The organism is Flavobacterium lotistagni (assembly GCF_011392125.1).
In the GTDB taxonomy this organism is placed as follows: Bacteria; Bacteroidota; Bacteroidia; order Flavobacteriales; family Flavobacteriaceae; genus Flavobacterium; species Flavobacterium lotistagni.
Genome location: NZ_JAAJBU010000008.1, coordinates 72,978 through 92,526 on the forward strand (window position 1 = coordinate 72,978; position 19,549 = coordinate 92,526).

Here is a 19,549-nt window from a genome sequence, read left to right on the forward strand (position 1 = left end):
ACTACCATCCTAGCTTGTCTCAGTATTTAATGTGATGGATATATTGAAAATACTACCTTGGTCGGGATGCGAAATAATCTCTACATTTCCTTTAAGCAATTCTACCCTATTCTTAATGTTTTTAATTCCTAAACCTGAAAAGTTATCTAGAGCTTTAAGGTCAAAACCAATTCCGTCGTCTTCTACGGTAATCAGAAATAATTCTTGATTTTGACTGCAATCTACAATAATTTCAGTACAGCGCGCGTGTTTAAGTGCATTATTAATAAGCTCTTGAACGATTCTAAAAATAGACAACTGATCGTTAGAAGCAATCTGATCACTAATGGAATTGGCATGAAAAACAATGGCTGTTTTACTGTTGGACTGACTATGACACAAATCTTTCAAAGCCAATTCAAGCCCTAACTTGATTAAGGTTTCGGGCAATAAATTAAAGGCTATTTGACGAAGTTCTGCGATAGATAAAGATAAAGAATCTGAAAAACGCGACCAGGCCGGATTAGAATCAGGTTGCGATTTCAAACTTTGCAACTGCATTTTTAAGGCCGAAAGACGGCTGCCAATACCATCGTGTAAATCCCGCGCGATTCTCTTTCTTTCGGCTTCTTCACCCAAGATGGCAGCTTGCATGATTTCGAATGTTTTTTGATACTTCAACGCATCGATACTTTGCCTGTAATTGATTTCATTCTGTTTGGCGATGCGCTTGAGGCTTTTGGAATTGAGTACCAAAAATAAAGTCACCAAAAATAATATCAACGAAATCAGCCCTAAAACAACATAACTCATTCTATTGTATTGGGCCAACAACAAGTTTTGTTTTTTTTCTGCTTCGAGTGCTTTGATTTGATTTTCTTTCTCGGTTTGGTTGAATTTTTTCTCTAGATTTTGCACTTGTTCTTTTTCATGTGTAGCACGCAAACTATCCGATATAGCGATATATTTTTGGTTGTATTGATAGGCTTTAAGCTCATTGCCCAATTGTTGTTCTACCCAAGCCATTTCTTTGTAGAACTTCATTTTTTCTACCGAAAACAACACTGGGGTTTGCATCAGTTCGGTGAGCACTTTTTTAGCTTGCTGATAATCTTCCAAGGCCAAAAAAGCTTGATACTTCACAAATTGCAGTCGGTTCATCGATTGCTTGTCTCGATTCAAAATGCAGTTTTGCAGGCCTAATTCATAACTTTTTAAGGCCAAGTCATATCGCTTTGTTTTATAAAAATACAGCCCATCAGCGTAATAATAAAGTCCGTTTAAGTTTGATTTTGGAAAAGGCTTGAGCAAAGTGTAAGCTTTCATCAAGTAGTTTTTACCATCAGCTAGCCGGTCCGAATAAATCAAGTTCTCAGCATGAATAATGTAGAGTTCTATTTTATTTTCAAGCAAAACAGGTGAGTATTTTGCCTTTTGAATTTCAGTAATGGCTCTTAGAAAATAATAATCTGCTTTTGAACGATCACCGATATTCATCAAACCTATTCCAATGAGCTTGTACAAGTCTGCCAACATTTCAGGATTTCCGGTCTTTAAAGCAACAGGTATCGCTTCTTCGGTAAGCAAACGCATGGATTCCCTTTGGTGATCGAGTAGCAATTCGGCAACTGAAAGATTCTGTAAAATCATCACTTGAATCTTGTAGGATTGGAGATGACGGTATTTTCGGATTTTGCCCAGTGCCGCTCTGAGCGCTTTAGCAAATCGATCTGTTTGCCCTTTTTCTGCATAATTAAGAGCATTGTAATATATTGAAACATCTTTTAAAAAAGCAGAACCCGAGGCGTATCGATTGCCCAATCTGAGATAATATTGAAACTTCTCATGGTCTTTGTTTCTTCGGTGCAAATCGGCGATTTTAAAACTATAATAGGCACGTATACTATCGTTTTTGGTCGATTTAATGATTCCTGAAATACTGTCAATGAAGGTTTTGTCATTATTCAATGAGTTGAATCTTTGCGCATACGAACAAACACTGAACAATAACAGTATGGCTAGGTATTTTTGCATTGATAGTAAAATCAACCCAAAATCTGAGTTGAGTACAGTAGTTTAATTTCCCGAAAAATCACTTCAAAAATAGGAATCCCTGAGTGGTTTTTAACATTTCAAATAAAATTACCTGAAATCAGGTAGCTATTTTTACTTACTAACAGGTATTTACTGGATTGCGATATCAAGCTAGTTTTGCCGTTGAATCGTCAAATGAGAAACTTTGACGAAAAAACATCATCAAAAAATAAACAAAAAAATGAAAAAAACAATCCAAACACTCCTTGCATTATTATTGGTTACCAATGTCTTTGCCATCGACAGAATCGTACAAGAAAACGGACCTTCGGGAACTTTCTCAACAATTTCGGCCGCTGTTGCCGCAGCATTAGATGGCGATCGAATTATCATCTATCCGAAAATCGGTGACAACCCATACATAGAGAACATTGTGCTGAACAAAACCCTTGAACTGGCTTCAGCCGAAGATGGCGTGCGCTATAAAATCCAAGGCGATATTTCTCTTCTGGCAGCCAACAACAGAACCATTACCATCATCGGGGCACACATCACCACAGGAAGTATTACCGGAAGTGCTGCCGGTTGGAGAACCAATGTCAACGTTATGGGTTGCTTGATCGAAGGTGGCGATATCACATTGAACAATCAATATTATGCCTCGGTAGTTTCGAACATTTTGGGCAATGGCAGCATCAGCATCGCTCACGGAAAAATAATTGGCAATGAACTCGGTAATGCAAACAAGAAAATAATCATCGCCAATTCGGGCTCGATTGCCAATGACACCATCAATATCATCGCCAATAAAGCAGCGCGAATTGAATGCAGTTCTGATGTTTTCTTGAATATTTTCAACAACCTGTTGGTTCGCAATACTTTTAGCGACAACTTCTATTCAATAATTTACAATTTTGCCTCGACTACCGCTAATAAGTTGAATATATTCAATAATACGTTTGTACTAACATCTAACAACTCAAGCAGTTATAACTATTTCTTGGTATTGAACTCACCGGCATTAGTGAAAAATAATATTTTCCAAAAAGCCAATAATTTTACTGTCAACCCAAGATTTTCATTTGCGGCTGGTGTGAATATAACGGCCTCTTACAATTACTATTTTAATAACTCGATCAATATCAACAGCGAGAATCAACCGACCGATCTAGTGGCTGCACCGGTCAATAATACCACTGGTCAATTGATTTTACCAACAGCAGCACTCAACGGCGCCGATCCGAGTTTTGAATTTTATGATTTGGATCTTTCAGTAGGTGACGCCGGTTGCTACGGAGGTTCGTACACGCTTGATAATTATTTCCCAATCACGGGCAGCTCAAGAGTATACAATATTGAAATGCCTTTCGGAATCACGACCAACGGCGGGCCTTTGAACATTAAAGCAGAAAGTTTTGATAGATAAAATTAAGCTTCTTCTTAATTTATTAACTATGAAAACATTCTAAAAATGAAATCAATATTATCAAAACTGCTTTTGCTCTTTGCGGTGAGTACTTTTTCACAAACCGTCATAGAAGCAGAATATTTCTGGGATATCGATCCGGGAAATGGAAATGGCATTCCGCTGCAAGCCATAGACGGTCAGTTCAATCAAGCCATCGAAGCCGTTTTTTTGAACAATGCCGCTTTGTCTACAGCAGGAAATCATGTGCTGGGCATTCGGGTCAAAGGTCAAAATGGTCTTTGGGGTGCGGTGTATAGAAAATCAATCAGAATTGCCTCCAATAATAACAGTAATGCATTGGTAAAAATTACCCAAGGCGAGTACTTCTGGGACAATGATCCTGGGCAAGGCAACGGAAACATTTTATTGGCTTTTGACGGCAACTTCAATCAAGCACTAGAAAGCGTGATGGCAAACAACGCATCGCTTCCAAATCTGGGCAATCATACCATTGGTATCCGCGTCAAAGCCAACGACGGTATTTGGAGCCCTGTATTCAGGAAAGTACTGCGAGTTGTTAACCAAAACAATTCGAACAGCAACGTAAAAATCACACAAGGAGAATATTTCTGGGACAATGATCCTGGGGAAGGCAACGGATATGCATTATTGGCCTTTGATGGCAATTTTAACCAAGCCTTAGAAAGTCTCTTGACCAGCAATGCCACACTACCAGCACCGGGAACACACTCGATTGGCTTGAGGGTAAAAGCTGATGATGGGCGTTGGGGTGCTACTTTTAGAAAAGTATTTAAAGTGGTCGATAACAACAATTCGAATAGCAACGTAAAAATCATACAAGGCGAATATTTCTGGGACAATGACCCGGGCCAAGGCAACGGATTTGCATTATTGGCCTTTGACGGAAATTTCAACCAAGCCCTAGAAAATGTGTTGGCCAATGCTGCGAACTTACCTGATATTGGCAATCATGCTATCGGTATTCGCGTGAAAGCTGATGATGGAATTTGGGGACCGGTTTTTAGAAAAACATTCCGTTTGGCTGCCAACAACAATACCAACAATAGCGTTAAAATTGTGCAGGCCGAATACTTCTGGAATACGGATCCGGGTGCCGGGAATGGAACGCCAATGTTGGCTTTTGACGGCAATTTCAACCAAGCCATTGAAGCTATTCTGGCAGCTAATGCACCATTTCCCTCTGCCGGAATCAATCTATTGAACATTCGAGTGATCGGTGACGATGGCAACTGGGGAAATGTTTATTCTAAAATAGTCGGTATTGACATTGCCTACAATACAATGGTGCTGTTAACTTCACCTGTTAACGGAGCCAACCAGATTCCGTTGACTACCAATTTGGTTTGGCAAGGCATTACTGGTGCTGGTAGTTATGAATATCAATTGGCTACCGACGCTTCCTTTAGTAGTTTGGTTCAAAGTGGTTTGGTAGACGGCACTTCGGTTGCGACAAATGCACTATCCTCTCAAACTACTTATTACTGGAGAGTACGCGCCAATGTAGCAGGAAATGTTAGTTTGTGGTCTGCAGTTTGGAGTTTTACAACTACTACTTCTTTAACCAATCCTGAATTCGAAATTGGATTTGATGCATCTATTTTCCCGAATCCGGTGCAGCGAACGCTCAATGTAGCAACTAAACTGAACTTGTCTAGAATAGAAATTATAGATTTCCTAGGAAAAAAAGTAAATGTTCCACAAACAACGATCAATCAATTCGATGTATCTCGATTGGCCAGCGGTGTTTACTTCATTCGCATTGAAAGTAATCAAGGTCAGGTTTTCACTTCGAAATTTATCAAAGAATAGAACTGAGATCACTTTACTGCTTTCAGTTCAGCAGGTATTTCAAACCACTGTTACAATCATTAAGCATTGCAATAGTGGTTTGCTTTTTTTATTTACCTGCAATCAGGTAGTAAACTACACCTATTTACAGGTATTTGATATCATGCTGGGTAAAAGTAATTTTGTAAAAAAAGTTGGTTTCGTTTCTAACTAGGATTCAATTCTTTAGGTATTTAGGGTATGGAAGATTGGCTATTATTGGGATTAATAGACAGCTTTGAAAAAGGGTAATATTTCGTATATATTTTGGTTAATTATGCGCTCCTTCCATATCCCTATTTACTTAAGAAAATAAATATTTACAGTCCGGTTTTAAGTGTTAAGGATTGAAATATATTTTACTACAGCACTAAATTCAAATGTCTTTCTCACCATCAACTATAGAAAATAATGAAAAAGCTGCTCTTGTTCTTCTGGCTACTTTTGACACAAAGTTCAATATCGCAAAGCATTGAGTGGTTGAGGCTTTTCGATGTACATTCCCAAAACGCGTTGGGCGGACTATCCAAAAACACGATCAAAGACGAGTACGACAATTTAATCAGTCCGGTGGTAGAAGGTGATATTCTAAAAATTTACCGATTTGACGCACAAGGAAATGAAATTTCGTTACTCAACACGCAAAGAACCTGTGGTCAATTCAGCCCAATAACAAAAGTAAGCCCAGGACAATACGCTATAGTTTTCGACACTACACCCAGCGCTACCAATGCCCATTACAAGCTGCTTTATTTTAATTCTGATTTCGAAATTTTACAAGAATTGGAATTGGATTTTCCAATCTCCGGATTTTTTACTTTTAGTTCGTTTTTTGCCCATAATGGCTCTTTATATTTCACAGTCTTTACCGATACCGATCAATTGATTTATACTCTTAATTCGGCAAATGAGTTGGTTTTAAAACATACTGCGCCTGTTGCGAATGCATACACAGAAAGGATTAAAGCACTTTCCAACGGCAATTTTATCATAGATTACGGCGAAAGATTGAACCACCAATTGCGGTGTATTTCTCCGCAAACAGGGCAACTCATTTGGACCAGGGAGTTTGTCAATACCACTTTTAATACTTACCAACTGGACTACCGAACCATTCTCGGGGAAAACCAGACTATTTATCATGCTGGTTTAGAAAGAACTTGGGTTTCTGGAGTAGCGAACGATGTAATTAAATTCCGGGCAATCCATACCGAGAACGGAAACCTCATTCAAGAGCGCACTTTTTCCTTAACCGATGGCGGAACCGATAAAATTGATGATTTAAGATATAATCCGGTGAACCAACATCTTTACGTGAGCTACCTCAGCAATGGAACTATTGAGGATGAAGTGGTCATCGAACTCGATCTGAATTTTAATCTAGTGCATCAAGCGCGATTGGCCTATACCTATGACAGTTTAAGTGCTTGGGTGAATTCAAAAATTGTTATTCGTGATAATGGCGGTCTGATTTTCATCTATACCAACTATAAAAACGAGGCTGAAAACGGCAATCTTCATATTGTGAACATGAACGCAGATTTGAGTATCAATGGTGCTTTGGAACTGAACATTGCCCCTAAAAACAGTAGTGAAGCTTTTTCCCATGCCTTTCTCTATGATCAGGATCGGCTTTTCATTACTGGCTATGTTCCCAATGCCAATCCGATGATTGGTTTTGAAGAAGTACAGTATTATTTGGCCATGGTAAACGTCGACCGTTTGCTCAATACGGAAAACCAGAATCCAACTGCCAACCTAGTGGTTCGAATCAATCCAGCTACTGAAACATTAGTGATTGATGAAAACATGGCCTTCCAAAATGTTGCTTTTTTTGACACGCTTGGGAAACTCATCCGCTTAGATGAATTCGCATCAAATACCTACGACATTTCAGGCTTGTCTAGTGGCATATATATTATTCAAGCGATAGATCAAAACGGGCAAACCCTTCACGGGAAATTTATTAAAGACTAAAACCTATAGCTCAAAATGAAAACACACTACTACTTAAAAAATATCTTGCTGCTTATCTTTTGTCTGAATTGGTCCGAGCAAAGTACGGCACAAGTAACTGAAGTCATCGCCGGTTTGTCAAGCCCATACGGACTGGCCGTAGATGAAGCCGGAAATTTATTTATCGCCGAATCAGGTACTGTGAATGGCAACAAGGTTTCTATGATGTACTTACCCGATCAAGTAGCCCAAAGCTTTGACTTGTTTACCAGTTTGAATCAGCCCACCCGGCTCAAAATCGATAACAATTACCTCTATGTAGTAGAAACTGGTGGCAATCGAATTTCAAGATTCAATATGCTGGTCGCACCGCCTCAACTGGTACCTTACATCACAACTGGATTAACTTCGCCGATTGGTTTGGATGTGAAGAGTAATATCGTTCTGGTGGGCGATTACGGCAGTTATGCGATTCGCAAAATTCTGACCAACACACCGCCTTTCCAAAGCTCGACTGCGGTCAACGACTTGGCAACAGATATTGTTATTGAGGGCGACAATTTCTATTATGCCAATCCTGATTACGGGCGTGTGAATTACAACTCGCTGGTGAACCCGAGTCCGGTGGATGAATCTCTTTTTGCGCTTCTCACGGCTCCGGCTTCACTGCTGATTCACGATAATTATCTCTACACGGCCGATAAAGCTACGGGCAATATCGACCGGATCAACCTCACCGGAAGCTCAACCTTTCCGCAGCGGGTAATCTCAGAGCTAAACAATCCGCAGAGCATGGTGGTTTACAACAATCAGTTGTATATCGCAGAAATGGGTGCGAACCGAATAGTAAAATTCGATTTGAACAGTTTGAGTCAGACTAGTTTCAATAGAGATATTCCGGAAATTTATGTCAATCCCAGTCAAAACATCCTTACGGTAAGTGCTGAGACTAAAATTAAAATAGCAGCCCTCTATGATTTGATGGGAAAGGCGATGAAAGTCCATTTACTTTCTTCAAATACCATAGACATTTCCGCGCTTAGTACTGGAGCTTATCTGGTGGAACTGACTGATGGAAACCACCAAGTTTTCAGATTGAAATTCATCAAATCATAAAAACATGAAAGTCAGAAAAATCATAATATGCTGCTTGCTTTTTTCGGTAATCGGATGGGCACAAGAAACGCGAAAAGTACTGTTCTTAGGCAACAGTTATACTTATGTAAACAACTTACCGCAAACACTTTCTGCCCTAGCTACGAGTGCCGGTGATATTTTGCTTTACGATGCCAATTTGGTAGGCGGATATACTTTAATGGACCACTACACCAGCGATGTGTCGAGAAACAAAATTCTCTCCAATTCATGGGATTATATTGTGCTTCAGGAGCAAAGCCAGCGTCCGGCATTTCCCGTGCCCTCAGCGTTTATGGATGGATTTTTTTTCCTGAAAGATTACATTAAACAAAATCAGTCATGTGCCCAACTGACTTCGTTCATGACTTGGGGACACAAAAACGGCGATGTGCAAAACTGCGCAATTAACCCCATGGTTTGCTCCTATGACGGCATGCAAAATCTTTTACAACAACGCTATTTTGAAATGTCAGATTTGAACCAATCCGAAGTGACTCCGGTAGGCGTAGTCTGGAGGTATATTAAAGAGAACTATCCCGATATCAATTTATATCACCCCGACGATAGTCATCCAACAGTAGCGGGTACTTACCTAGCGGCCTGCTGTTTTTATACTTCGCTTTTTAGAAAAGACCCAATGCTGATTACCGATAACTACGGCCTTGATGCTCCAACTGCCGAAATTATCAGAAGCGCCACAAAATCTTTGGTTTTCGAACACATGGCCGATTGGTATATTGGCCGTTATGTTCCGACATCGGGCTTTACCCATGTCATTGGAGAAGGATTCAATCAGGTTAAGATTTTTTCTTTTGATGCCAGCTTTTACAGTTCACTGCTTTGGGATTTCGGAGATGGGACAACCTCGACCGAATTGGTTCCAACCCACAGTTATGCCAACGACGGCACCTACACCATTAAACAAATTGTAAACAAATGCTATTTGGGCCAAAATCTGGAATCCGTTACCGAGCAAACGGTCACTTTTTGTCCGCATACTAATACCATTTTTCCCAACTTGCTACTTTGCCCAGAAACCTCCGGAACCGTCTGGACCCAACCAGCGGAAAGTTACCAGTGGCTTAACGATTATGGTCAACCAATTCCGGGAGCGACTCAGCAATCTCTTGATGTTTGGGCTGGTTACTCCTATAGTGTTTTAACGACCGTGAATGGTTGTACTGAAAGATCACCTCAAATATTAGTAGACAGCTTGGCTGGAGGCATTGGTAATCCTGACGATTGTACTTTAGGAACAGGCGAAATCAAAAAGCCAGAAGTACTGGTATGGCCAAATCCTGCCCAAAATAATATCACCATTGAAACGGAGCATAAAATAGAACAAATCACTATCTGGAATAGTTTGGGGCAAAAAGTAAAAGCGACTGATGATGCCGAAAAGATAGACATCTCAACGCTAGATACGGGTATTTATCTTGTTGTAATTACTGGCAATAGCAACAAAGTTCTTGTTTCGAAATTTATTAAAAACTAAATAATTATGAAAAGACTACTACCCTTAATATTGCTTCTTTTTAGCCAGTACCTTATGGCTCAATTGGAGATAGTAGGATCTAAATCTTATGGGCAGCTTTTGTTTATGGAGTACGATCCGTTGGTACCTAACAAAATTTATGCAGCCACAGTTCGCAACCACATTGTGATGTCAGAAGACAATGGGTTGAATTGGTCTGTTTTTTATACAGTACCAACCGTTGATTTCAAGCAAATCAATAGCCTTAAAATTTACAATTCCACAATGCTGAGTTTCACTTTGCAGGACGGCTACTCTAACTGCAATAAAATTTACATGCTGGATATCTCCTCACGGCAAATCACTGATGAATACCTAGTTCCTATCCCTATAAATTCAGATGAAAGTGCTATTACTGCTTATGATTTTTACAATAACGAAATTCTGATTGCACAGCAAATTTATGGTATATCAGGCTCTAGATATGCCAAAGTCTACTACACCATCAATGGGGGAACTACATGGACTACTGTTTATCATAACATTGATTACGACAGCATTTTTCCCAATGATGTAGCCATCGCTCCTAATGATCCTGATAAGCTTTTCATTGCACGTGTTGGAGGGCTTGATCCTGAAGATTATGGAGGTTTATTTATTTCGAAAGATGCAGGTGAAACATGGGAAGAGAAACTATCAGGAATTGAATTGGGTTCAATTACTTTTCATCCCAATACACCCAATGACATATTAATTGGCTCATGGTATGGCACTATTACACACTTGTTCCGATCATCCGACAGTGGTGAGAATTGGGAGGATGTTTTTCCAGAGTTACCCAATGAAATGAATTCAGGAATACTGGATATCCAGTACAATCCTGCCAACTACCTCAACATTGTGGCTTTGGGCCTGAATGAAATCATGCGGACACAAGACGGCTTTCAAACTAAGGAAATCATCCATTATGAAAACAATATGGAAAACCCTAACAATTATTACTTTGGCAGTAAAGTTACCTTCAATCCTTTTCAAACCAATGAATTGCTGATCACTAACAATGATTATCCGCTACGGTCCACAAATGGAGGCGAAACCGTACAAAAAATTGACAATCGTTTCTTTTTTTCGCAAAACGGTCAACTCAATTTTTATGAAAAAGACAATGAAAAACATTTGTATTATTCCGTACAAAATGGTTTTGTGCATAGAAATTTGAACACCAATACAGAAACTCCGCACGGCATCCAACCGCTACAGTCCCTTCCTAATGTCGTGAGCCAGTTTTACGCTGACGCCAATCAATTAGGTAGGGTTTACGCTGCCAATCAATCCTTTTTTGGTTCTGGTATCGGGCTTAGTAATGATCACGGAAACAACATTCAAGGTTTTGCAACCTCCAATGTCTATTTCCATGCTCTAGCTTCAAAACCCTCTAATCCGAACATTCTATTCTGTTCGGTGTCGAATGATTTTCAAATCGGAAGCCTGATTCAGTTTGATGTTACAGACCTCAATAATGTACAGCAAGCTCAAATCGATATGCCGGCTTCGGGTTTAATCCAAGCTTTCCATTTCGATGCTACAGATTCCAGCCGACTACGAATTGCCCTCAATAACCGACTTTACTTGACAACCAATTATGGCGTAAACTGGGATGTAGTGACTTCCGGATTGGAAAACTTAAACAATGGAGAAACCATTTTCCATATGGATCAAAATCCGCTCCATCCGGATCAATTGACTTTGGCTACTTCACAAGGCATCTTCACCTCAACCGACCACGGAAACCAATGGGTGCAGTTGTCTTCATTTGATGCCCACGAGGTTCATCATTCGGATAGCAATGCAAATTATTTGGTCGCGATTACCTACGATACACAAACCACGGATTTTGCCTTGAGATATTCCGTCGATTCAGGGGAAACTTGGCAACAAATCACTACTGAAGAACTGCTCTATCTATATTCCGGTACCAAAAATGTCCAAATCGATTTTAAAGATAGTACCGCAGAGGTGTATATCGGCACTTATGATTTGGGTGTTATTAAATATACAATCGACTTCAACCAGCTTTCCAATCCAGTGTTCCAATCAGGGAAAAAGTATCGGATTTTTCCAAACCCTACAGGTTCCTTGCTTTATGTAAATGCTTTGAACAATGAAGAAGCGCTCGATTTTTCAATATATGATATGACCGGTAAGGCCTTTAAAGTACTTTCTAAAAATGAAACCATTGACCTTAATGGCCTTGAAAATGGAAGTTACTTTTTAAAAATTCAATCAAAAGAAGGAAATCAGGAAGTGCATCGCATCATCAAAAAGTAAAACAGATTAAAGGATTTGTCGTAATTCATCTAATCGGCAGATGGCACCCCTGTTCATAGTTAATTAAAACCATAAACTAATCTCTAATAAAATGAAAAAATCAATTTTAAATTCAGGAATCCTCTTAATGACAATTCTATTATTCATCTCATGTAGCAGTGATAGCAGCAGCGATAACAATACTTCTCCAGCTACCGAGAACAATTGGAAATTAGGCAACTATAGTTTCTCTAGAACCTCTTCAGTACAGAACACCTCTACTTATGTCAACGGAAATCCTTTTACACTGGTGATTACCGAATCCAATATCAGAAATGACAATAACTTCAAAGCCTGTAAGCTGACGTTTTTCTTTAATACCCACCAAACAGGCACCTATACCATCAAATCTGAAGATGCATTATATGATAACCATCTCTTGAAATACCTCCATATCGAATGCATCGCAGTGGATTCAGCCGGTAAAACTGCGATATACGAATCCGTTGATACATCGATTTCTGCTACAGTAACTAAAGTAGAAAACCTTTTTGTAGTAGATGTACCTGATCAAGTAACCTTGACCAAAACCTATGATGGCGGACTGGAAAATGCGCCTGGAACCATGACTTTCAAATGTCAGAAAGTGCGTTAGGTAGAATTAAAATAGCTTGAGATTGGAGCTATGATTTGCCTTTGAGAAACTCATTACTATAAGTCTTACGCCATCAATTCGCAGAGCTATATCAATAAGTATTTTACCTGTAATCAGGTAGCTGACTTTACCTTTTTATAGGTATTTGATTCAAAACCACTTGAGTCTAACTTTGTTTAGAAACACAGGCTAATCTTACAAGGCAATTCCTATTTCGAACGCAATAATAAAAATCACCAATCTAATCTAACAAAAATGAAAAAGTCCATCATTAACTCCACGGTAATGATAATTAGTATGTTTCTGCTCATCTCCTGCAGCAGCGATAGTAGCAGCGATAACAATACCACACCAACTCCTTCAACAGAAAACAGTTGGAGTTTGAACAGCTATAATTTCTCGAGAAGGATTTCCGCTCAAGTATTGTCTAATTATACTGACGGCAAGCCTTTCACGCTCATTGATGTTGAATCAAATATTGCCACCAACAACAACAATTTCAAAGCTTGTAGTATTGACTTTGTGTTCAACACGCACCAAACCGGAACTTACACAGTCAAATCAGAGAACGCTGTATTTACAGACCATTTGTTGCCGTATATGAGTATCAAATGTACCGTTACTGATGCTGCTGGAAAAGGTGCTATTTATTCGAGCATTGATTCTTCTGTTAGTGCTACAGTTACTATGGTAAACGACAAACTCGTGGTCGATTTGCCAGAAAGCATCACCATGAACAAAACCTTTGATGACGGACTAGAAAACGCGCCAACCACTATGGCTTTTAAATGCCGGAAAGTGCGGTAGTACGAAGGAATTAAATTGTTTGTCAAAAGTTCTTTCTTAAATATTAACGATTGCTATGAAAATCCGTTTGCTAATAACTGTGTTATTGTTTTCTGTGTATGGGTTAGCACAGCGGGAGAATAATATTTGGTATTTTGGCGACCGCGCGGGGCTAGATTTCAATAGTGGTAATCCGGTGAATTTAAACGATGGTGCCTTGGTAACGATTGAAGGTTGTGCCACTATTAGCAATGTTTCCGGGCAATTGCTTTTTTATACGGACGGGAAAAAAGTCTGGGATAAAAACCACCATATCATGCCCAACGGCGACAACCTAAAAGGACATTCCTCAAGCACACAGTCAGCAATCATTGTCCCCAAGCCCAATTCTAATACGATATACTACATCTTTACGACTTCGCAAGTTGCCGATATTGATGGTATCTGTTACAGTGAGGTCGATATTACCTTAAATGGCGGGTTGGGCGACGTTAACGCCGTTAAAAACGTCCAACTTTATAGCCCAACTTGCGAAAAGATTTGTGCCGTGAAGAACTTTGCAGACAATTCTTATTGGGTAGTGACCCATGGCTTTGAGAATAATTCCTTCTTAGCTTTTAAAGTGGATAGCTCAGGGGTTCATATGAGCCCAGTAGTCAGTAATGTGGGCTCTTATGTTGGGGCGGTTCCACCGTTCAATTTCTACAATGTTCAAGGCTATCTAAAGTTTTCGCCTAGTGGTTCCAAATTGGTTTGTGTCAATACCTATCTCACCGTCGAACTATTTGATTTTGATACTCAAACCGGTTTAATCAGAAGCCCGGTTGTAGTCAATGCAGCCAATCTGGGCCGCTATTGTTATGGAGCAGAGTTCTCACCTTCGGGAAACTTTCTTTATCTCACCGGAGGCAATACCCCGACTTCGATAAACAAAATATTTCAGTACAATTTGCAGGCAGCCAACATTGGTGCTTCTGAAGTACAAATCAACACAACAAATATTCGAGATGTTGGTGCACTACAGTTGGCGTCTAACTGTAAAATTTATGCCGCCAATGCTTTCCGTGGTTTTGGGAATTATTTGCATGTTATAGAAAATCCGGATATACCGGGCATGGGTTGTGGTTTTCAAAGAAACAATGTGGCCCTGACAGGATTGAGTTGGATCGGTTTGCCTCAGTTTATTGAGTATTCAACTTGCAAGAACCGAACAATTATCAATGATGATATATGTATTGGCGGCAATGCTAGTTTCTCGTTGGGTGGCGACGAAAGTATTACCTCTGCAAATTGGAATTTTGGCGACGGGAGTACATCGAACAGCATCATCGGTTTTCATCAATACACCGCTGCCGGCACTTATATTGTGACTGGTGATTTTGCTACGCCTACCGCTAATTTCAGGATTAGCAAACAAATCACAGTTCCCGAAAACCCTATTGCGAATCCTATTTCCGACCTCATTTTCTGCGGCGCAACTACCGCCAGTTATGATTTAAGCCAACTTACTAGCCGCGTTCTAGGGAACCAATCTGGTAGCATCTATGGCGTTTCCTTCTTCGCTTCGCAAAACGATGCGCTCACACACCAAAATTTGTTGGCGCCGGTTCAAAATTTTACCGCGCCGGGCACTACCATTTACGTCAAAGTATATCGATTCAGCAATTTTGATTGTTATGCGATAACGAGTTTCAAAGTGCTTTTCAATCCCTACCCGATTTTAAACCCTGTTTCTGAGTTCAAACTATGCGATGACGGTCAAGTCAATGACGGTTATGTCGAATTCGATTTAAGCACCAAAACCCCTGAAATACTCGGCAGTCAATCTAGTAATGATGTAAAAGTAAGTTACCATTTAACCTTAACCGAAGCACAGAACAATGTCAACCCTATAACGGCTCCTTTTACCAACACCATTAACCCGCAGACCATTTATGCACGGCTCTCGACGCTTCCATCACAGACTTGCTATGTCACCACTTCTTTTAATTTGAATGTCAAGCCCAGCCCTGAGTTTGACATCAGACCTTTTTATGTGCTCTGTGAAGATGGCAACTTCGAGAACTATGTCAATGTTCAGGTTCCAGATATCTTCTCCTATTATTTATGGTCTACTGGTAGTCAGGCCAACTTTACCAATATTGCTATAACAGGAAATTTCTGGGTGAAAGTAACCAAAATCCAAAGCAGGCTGCGTTGCTCAAGAACTAAAAATTTCCAGGTCATTGCAGCCAATAAAGCCATCATCAAAGAAATCGTAATACAAGATTGGAGCGCTAACGCAAACAGTATTCAAATTCTGCTGGATACTGCTAGCTTGGGCGAATACGAATATTCCATTGACGGTTACAATTATCAGAATGCCAATTATTTTGAAGGACTGCTACCGGGAAAGTACACGGTTTACGTCAGGGAAAAGAATGGCTGCGGCATCACTACTGACGAACTTTATTTGTTGATGTATCCTAAATTTTTCACGCCAAACGACGATGGTTATAACGATGTCTGGCAAGTAAAATTTGCCGAGACTGAAACCTATTTCTCCGTCAGGATTTTTGATCGCTACGGAAGAATTCTCAGTGCTACCAATACTTGGGATGGAACTTATCAAGGAAAACCGATGCCTGCCGATGACTACTGGTTTATCGTAGAACGCGAGAACGGAAAACAGTATAAAGGCCATTTTGCCTTAAAGCGATAGCGATTTTATAAAATACAAATCAAAACCATTAAAACCAACCTAATGAAAAACAATTTACTACTATTGGTGTTACTCTTCAACTTGGTTAGCTCGAAGGCTCAAACATGGTCGATAGCAGCAGATATTCCCGAGGCCATTAGAGCTGGCAATGCGGCTTCATACAGCAAAAATGGGGATGGCTATTTGTTTATTGCCTCAGGCAGAAACCAAGACGGTATTATCACCACCCGACACCAAAAATACGAACTCAGTTCCGACATCTGGACCGACCTTGCCCCTACACCTACTCCTATTATCGGCGCATCCACAGCCATAGTAAGAGACACGTTATATTTGATTGGAGGCTTGGTGACTACACCGGGTTCCGCCATCAGAAAAGTTCGCAAATACAGCATCAATGAAAACACTTGGTCTGATGCGAGGGATTTTCCGATAAATATTGTCGACAGCGATGCCGTTGCTTACCAAGACAGCTTAATTTATGTGGCTGCCGGCTACAGTAACCGTGTTAGGGTTTTCAATACCATAACCAACACTTGGCGGTTGGCTACCTCGTTCCCTACTACGCAAACGCTGAGTTGGGGCGCTTTGACCTTGGTGGGCAATAAACTCATTTATATGTGTGGAGCAACAGGTTTTCAATCAAGCAATTATTTCAACACGGTGCGCATCGGCACAATTGATCAGAACAATCGAGCGAATATTACCTGGACTTTGGGTACGCCATTTCCGGGAAACACGAGAACGTTCTTCGACGCGCATCCGTGGGGCAATGGTATCATCATGTCCGGCGGCAGTACTGACAATACTTTTGAAACCCATTCGGACGAATGCTATTACTATGATGTGGATACCGATACTTGGCACCAACTTCCTTCAAAACCAACGGCTTGGCTCACCGGAAACAGCGGTAGTGTACAAATGGGAAACACTTGGAAATTGATTTGCTCTAGTGGATACCAAAGTCCAAATTATCTGTATTCTACTGAAATTTATACCGATGATGATGTGTTGGCAATAGAAATTCCTAAGGCATCTGCCAGTGTTTTACAACTAATGCCCAACCCGGCTCAAGATTTACTTCATCTCAAAATGCAAGGGAAACCAAAACAAGTGACTGTTTATGATGTTATTGGAAAAAAGATTGAAGTTCGAAGAATTGACGATGAAACCCTTAATGTATCCATACTGCCCGCAGGGGTTTACTGGATTCAGGTGATTGACGATCGACAGATTTTGGTTTCAGGTAAATTTATAAAACAGTAATGCACTCGTCCCATTTCAAGATTAAACTTAAATGTCAACAAACCAGACAAACCCAATCAAATATTATAGATTTCTTTTTCTGCTGATTACGTTTCAAATCTGGTCACAAGCAACAAATGAGACTTTTCTGTTTGCGCAAGATATTGAATCAAAAATAGAAAAAGACACTTTGCCTTGGAGGTACCAATCAGGAGCCACCGAATATTCCATCAGTCAATACTATAAAAAAGCGCTTCAAACCTGGGACAAAAACGGAAGCCGAATCAGGAAAATTTCTAATGAAGATAGTCTTTACTTTTATTCATTTCAGCCACATGACGCGCAAGATTATATAATCAACCGCTGCAAAAGCGAGAAAATCATCATCATCAACGAAGCGCACCACAACAGCCGACATCGGGTTTTTACTGCTTCCATTTTACAAGGTTTATACGATAATGGCTATCGCTTTTTAGGGCTCGAAGCGCTTTCGGATTCGCTAGTCAACAAAAGAAAATTCGTGGTTAAAGAAAGCGGCTATTATACCCAAGAACCGCAAATGGCCAACTTGATTCATCTGGCCATCAGGATCGGTTTTACCGTATTCGGCTATGAAGCAACTGATGGCTCGAACGGAAAAGAACGAGAAAAGCAACAAGCAGCCAACATCGCCAAAATCATTCGGCAAAATCCTGGTTCTAAATTCCTAATTCACTGTGGCTACGATCATGCCATTGAAGGAACTCCGGGAGATAAAAGTTGGGAGAGAGCGATGGCGGGCCGATTAAAAGAAATAACCCACATTGACCCATTTACTATCGATCAAGTGGCTTACTCTGAAAAAGGATCTGTCGAATTCAACCATCCTTATATTCAAATGGCCCATGCAGAACAACCGGTTGTATTGGTAGATCAAAACGGTAAAACATTTAATGGAAGCGCAACCAACGACCAAACAGATTGCAGGATAATTCATCCGATTACGCAATATATTGAAGGTCGGCCTGATTGGTTGTGGATGAACGGAATTAAAAAAACTTATCCAATCCCAAGACATGAAATCACCGATTATCCTGCTTTGGTACTGGCCTACCGCAAAAAAGAATACGAGCAAGAAGGCATTCCAGCAGACTTGATTGAAATAGTCACCCCAGAAGACCCCGCTTTTCTATTGCTGGAAAAAGGAAATTATAAAATCATTATCAAAAACAAACAATACAGAATGATCAACGAGCTTGATATAAGAGTCAAATAGTAAACATGAAGCGTTAACCAAAAAAAATCAATCATCAATCAAAACCAATCAAAATGAGAAAAACCATCCAATTCGGGGAAGCAATTTCAGGTTATGAAATTCCCGTGCTCAACGAAAGAGAAATCAGGGCCGCAGCAGGGCTCATGTTTTTAGCTACTTTTCTGTCATTGATGTTCATCATCTACGAACACAATTTCGTGCCCATCAAATACGTAGTGACCGTTTTCTTTATCGATTTCTGTATTCGCATATACCTCAGCCCCAGATTTTCTCCAATACTCATCATCGGACGGTTCATTGTAAGCAAACAAAACCCAGAATATGTGGGCGCTGCGCAGAAAAAATTTGCTTGGTATATCGGCTTAATCTTATCAGCCAGCATGCTTGTTCTAATGGTTTTCCTGAACACATACAGTATCATTACAGGGCTGGTTTGTTTGATCTGTTTGATTCTGATGTTCTTCGAAACCGCTTTCGGAATTTGTATCGGATGTAAGATATACAAGGCTTTGAGTGGAACCAAGGCGCAGTACTGTCCGGGCGAAGTCTGCAATGCTAAAACCCAGCTAGAGATTCAGAAAACTTCCTGTACCCAATGGCTGATTGTTATAGCTTTTGTAGTTGTAATCATGGGTATTGCCTGGATAATGAATGATTCTTTTAAAGTTCCACCTACTGATTTATTCGAATTATTGAATTGAAAAACAAACTCTTATGAAATGCCTTTGTCTAGCAATATTCTA

Annotated in this window: 13 protein-coding genes; 12 read left to right on the forward strand and 1 reads right to left on the reverse strand. The window is 40.0% G+C overall.

The features are described 5' to 3' along the window. Nucleotides 1-9: 9 nt before the first annotated feature. Complete coding sequence (locus tag G4D82_RS10090) at nt 10-2,013, reverse strand: sensor histidine kinase (protein WP_166337157.1); 2,004 nt, start codon at nt 2,011-2,013, stop codon at nt 10-12. Between the two features lie 241 nt (nt 2,014-2,254). On the opposite strand from G4D82_RS10090, the gene G4D82_RS10095 reads away from it, so the two are divergent. The 12 genes from G4D82_RS10095 to G4D82_RS10150 all read left to right on the forward strand — a co-directional run bounded on the left by G4D82_RS10095 (nt 2,255) and on the right by G4D82_RS10150 (nt 19,507). Further along, nucleotides 2,255-3,439: a right-handed parallel beta-helix repeat-containing protein gene (locus G4D82_RS10095; protein WP_166337158.1), complete on the forward strand. Its 1,185-nt coding sequence runs from the start codon at nt 2,255-2,257 to the stop codon at nt 3,437-3,439. Nucleotides 3,440-3,484: 45 nt separating this feature from the next. Then, nucleotides 3,485-5,272 (forward strand): T9SS type A sorting domain-containing protein, encoded by a 1,788-nt coding sequence (locus G4D82_RS10100; protein WP_166337159.1) that lies wholly within the window; start codon nt 3,485-3,487, stop codon nt 5,270-5,272. Between the two features lie 429 nt (nt 5,273-5,701). Next, nucleotides 5,702-7,267 (forward strand): T9SS type A sorting domain-containing protein, encoded by a 1,566-nt coding sequence (locus tag G4D82_RS10105; RefSeq protein WP_166337160.1) that lies wholly within the window; start codon nt 5,702-5,704, stop codon nt 7,265-7,267. Nucleotides 7,268-7,282: 15 nt separating this feature from the next. After that, entirely contained in the window at nt 7,283-8,362 is a 1,080-nt protein-coding gene (locus G4D82_RS10110; RefSeq protein ID WP_166337161.1) for a T9SS type A sorting domain-containing protein, read from the forward strand. 4 nt (nt 8,363-8,366) lie between these two features. After that, nucleotides 8,367-9,878: a T9SS type A sorting domain-containing protein gene (locus G4D82_RS10115; protein ID WP_166337162.1), complete on the forward strand. Its 1,512-nt coding sequence runs from the start codon at nt 8,367-8,369 to the stop codon at nt 9,876-9,878. Nucleotides 9,879-9,884: 6 nt separating this feature from the next. Next, entirely contained in the window at nt 9,885-12,185 is a 2,301-nt protein-coding gene (locus G4D82_RS10120) for a T9SS type A sorting domain-containing protein (protein WP_166337163.1), read from the forward strand. Nucleotides 12,186-12,276: 91 nt separating this feature from the next. Beyond that, complete coding sequence (locus G4D82_RS10125) at nt 12,277-12,819, forward strand: hypothetical protein (RefSeq protein WP_166337164.1); 543 nt, start codon at nt 12,277-12,279, stop codon at nt 12,817-12,819. 255 nt (nt 12,820-13,074) lie between these two features. After that, nucleotides 13,075-13,626, forward strand: a complete 552-nt coding sequence (locus G4D82_RS10130; protein ID WP_166337165.1) for a hypothetical protein — start codon at nt 13,075-13,077, stop codon at nt 13,624-13,626. A 55-nt stretch (nt 13,627-13,681) separates the two neighbouring features. Continuing rightward, nucleotides 13,682-16,306 carry a T9SS type B sorting domain-containing protein gene (locus G4D82_RS10135; RefSeq protein ID WP_166337166.1) on the forward strand — a complete coding sequence of 875 codons (2,625 nt, stop codon included), beginning with the start codon at nt 13,682-13,684 and terminating at the stop codon, nt 16,304-16,306. Nucleotides 16,307-16,348: 42 nt separating this feature from the next. Continuing rightward, complete coding sequence (locus tag G4D82_RS10140; RefSeq protein WP_166337167.1) at nt 16,349-17,572, forward strand: T9SS type A sorting domain-containing protein; 1,224 nt, start codon at nt 16,349-16,351, stop codon at nt 17,570-17,572. Between the two features lie 31 nt (nt 17,573-17,603). Continuing rightward, on the forward strand, nt 17,604-18,806 hold the full coding sequence (locus G4D82_RS10145; protein ID WP_166337168.1) for a hypothetical protein: 1,203 nt from the start codon (nt 17,604-17,606) through the stop codon (nt 18,804-18,806). A gap of 53 nt (nt 18,807-18,859) precedes the next feature. Continuing rightward, nucleotides 18,860-19,507 (forward strand): DUF4395 domain-containing protein, encoded by a 648-nt coding sequence (locus G4D82_RS10150; protein WP_166337169.1) that lies wholly within the window; start codon nt 18,860-18,862, stop codon nt 19,505-19,507. Nucleotides 19,508-19,549: the final 42 nt, after the last annotated feature.

Bases quoted from the DNA above. Each gene is read 5' to 3' on its own strand.
- G4D82_RS10110 (WP_166337161.1), top strand. From the start codon at position 7,283: ATGAAAACACACTACTACTTAAAAAATATCTTGCTGCTTATCTTTTGT.
- G4D82_RS10095 (WP_166337158.1), top strand. From the start codon at position 2,255: ATGAAAAAAACAATCCAAACACTCCTTGCATTATTATTGGTTACCAAT.
- G4D82_RS10115 (WP_166337162.1), top strand. From the start codon at position 8,367: ATGAAAGTCAGAAAAATCATAATATGCTGCTTGCTTTTTTCGGTAATC.
- G4D82_RS10135 (WP_166337166.1), top strand. From the start codon at position 13,682: ATGAAAATCCGTTTGCTAATAACTGTGTTATTGTTTTCTGTGTATGGG.
- G4D82_RS10125 (WP_166337164.1), top strand. From the start codon at position 12,277: ATGAAAAAATCAATTTTAAATTCAGGAATCCTCTTAATGACAATTCTA.
- G4D82_RS10105 (WP_166337160.1), top strand. From the start codon at position 5,702: ATGAAAAAGCTGCTCTTGTTCTTCTGGCTACTTTTGACACAAAGTTCA.
- G4D82_RS10090 (WP_166337157.1), bottom strand. From the start codon at position 2,013: ATGCAAAAATACCTAGCCATACTGTTATTGTTCAGTGTTTGTTCGTAT.
- G4D82_RS10140 (WP_166337167.1), top strand. From the start codon at position 16,349: ATGAAAAACAATTTACTACTATTGGTGTTACTCTTCAACTTGGTTAGC.
- G4D82_RS10145 (WP_166337168.1), top strand. From the start codon at position 17,604: ATGTCAACAAACCAGACAAACCCAATCAAATATTATAGATTTCTTTTT.
- G4D82_RS10130 (WP_166337165.1), top strand. From the start codon at position 13,075: ATGAAAAAGTCCATCATTAACTCCACGGTAATGATAATTAGTATGTTT.
- G4D82_RS10120 (WP_166337163.1), top strand. From the start codon at position 9,885: ATGAAAAGACTACTACCCTTAATATTGCTTCTTTTTAGCCAGTACCTT.
- G4D82_RS10150 (WP_166337169.1), top strand. From the start codon at position 18,860: ATGAGAAAAACCATCCAATTCGGGGAAGCAATTTCAGGTTATGAAATT.
- G4D82_RS10100 (WP_166337159.1), top strand. From the start codon at position 3,485: ATGAAATCAATATTATCAAAACTGCTTTTGCTCTTTGCGGTGAGTACT.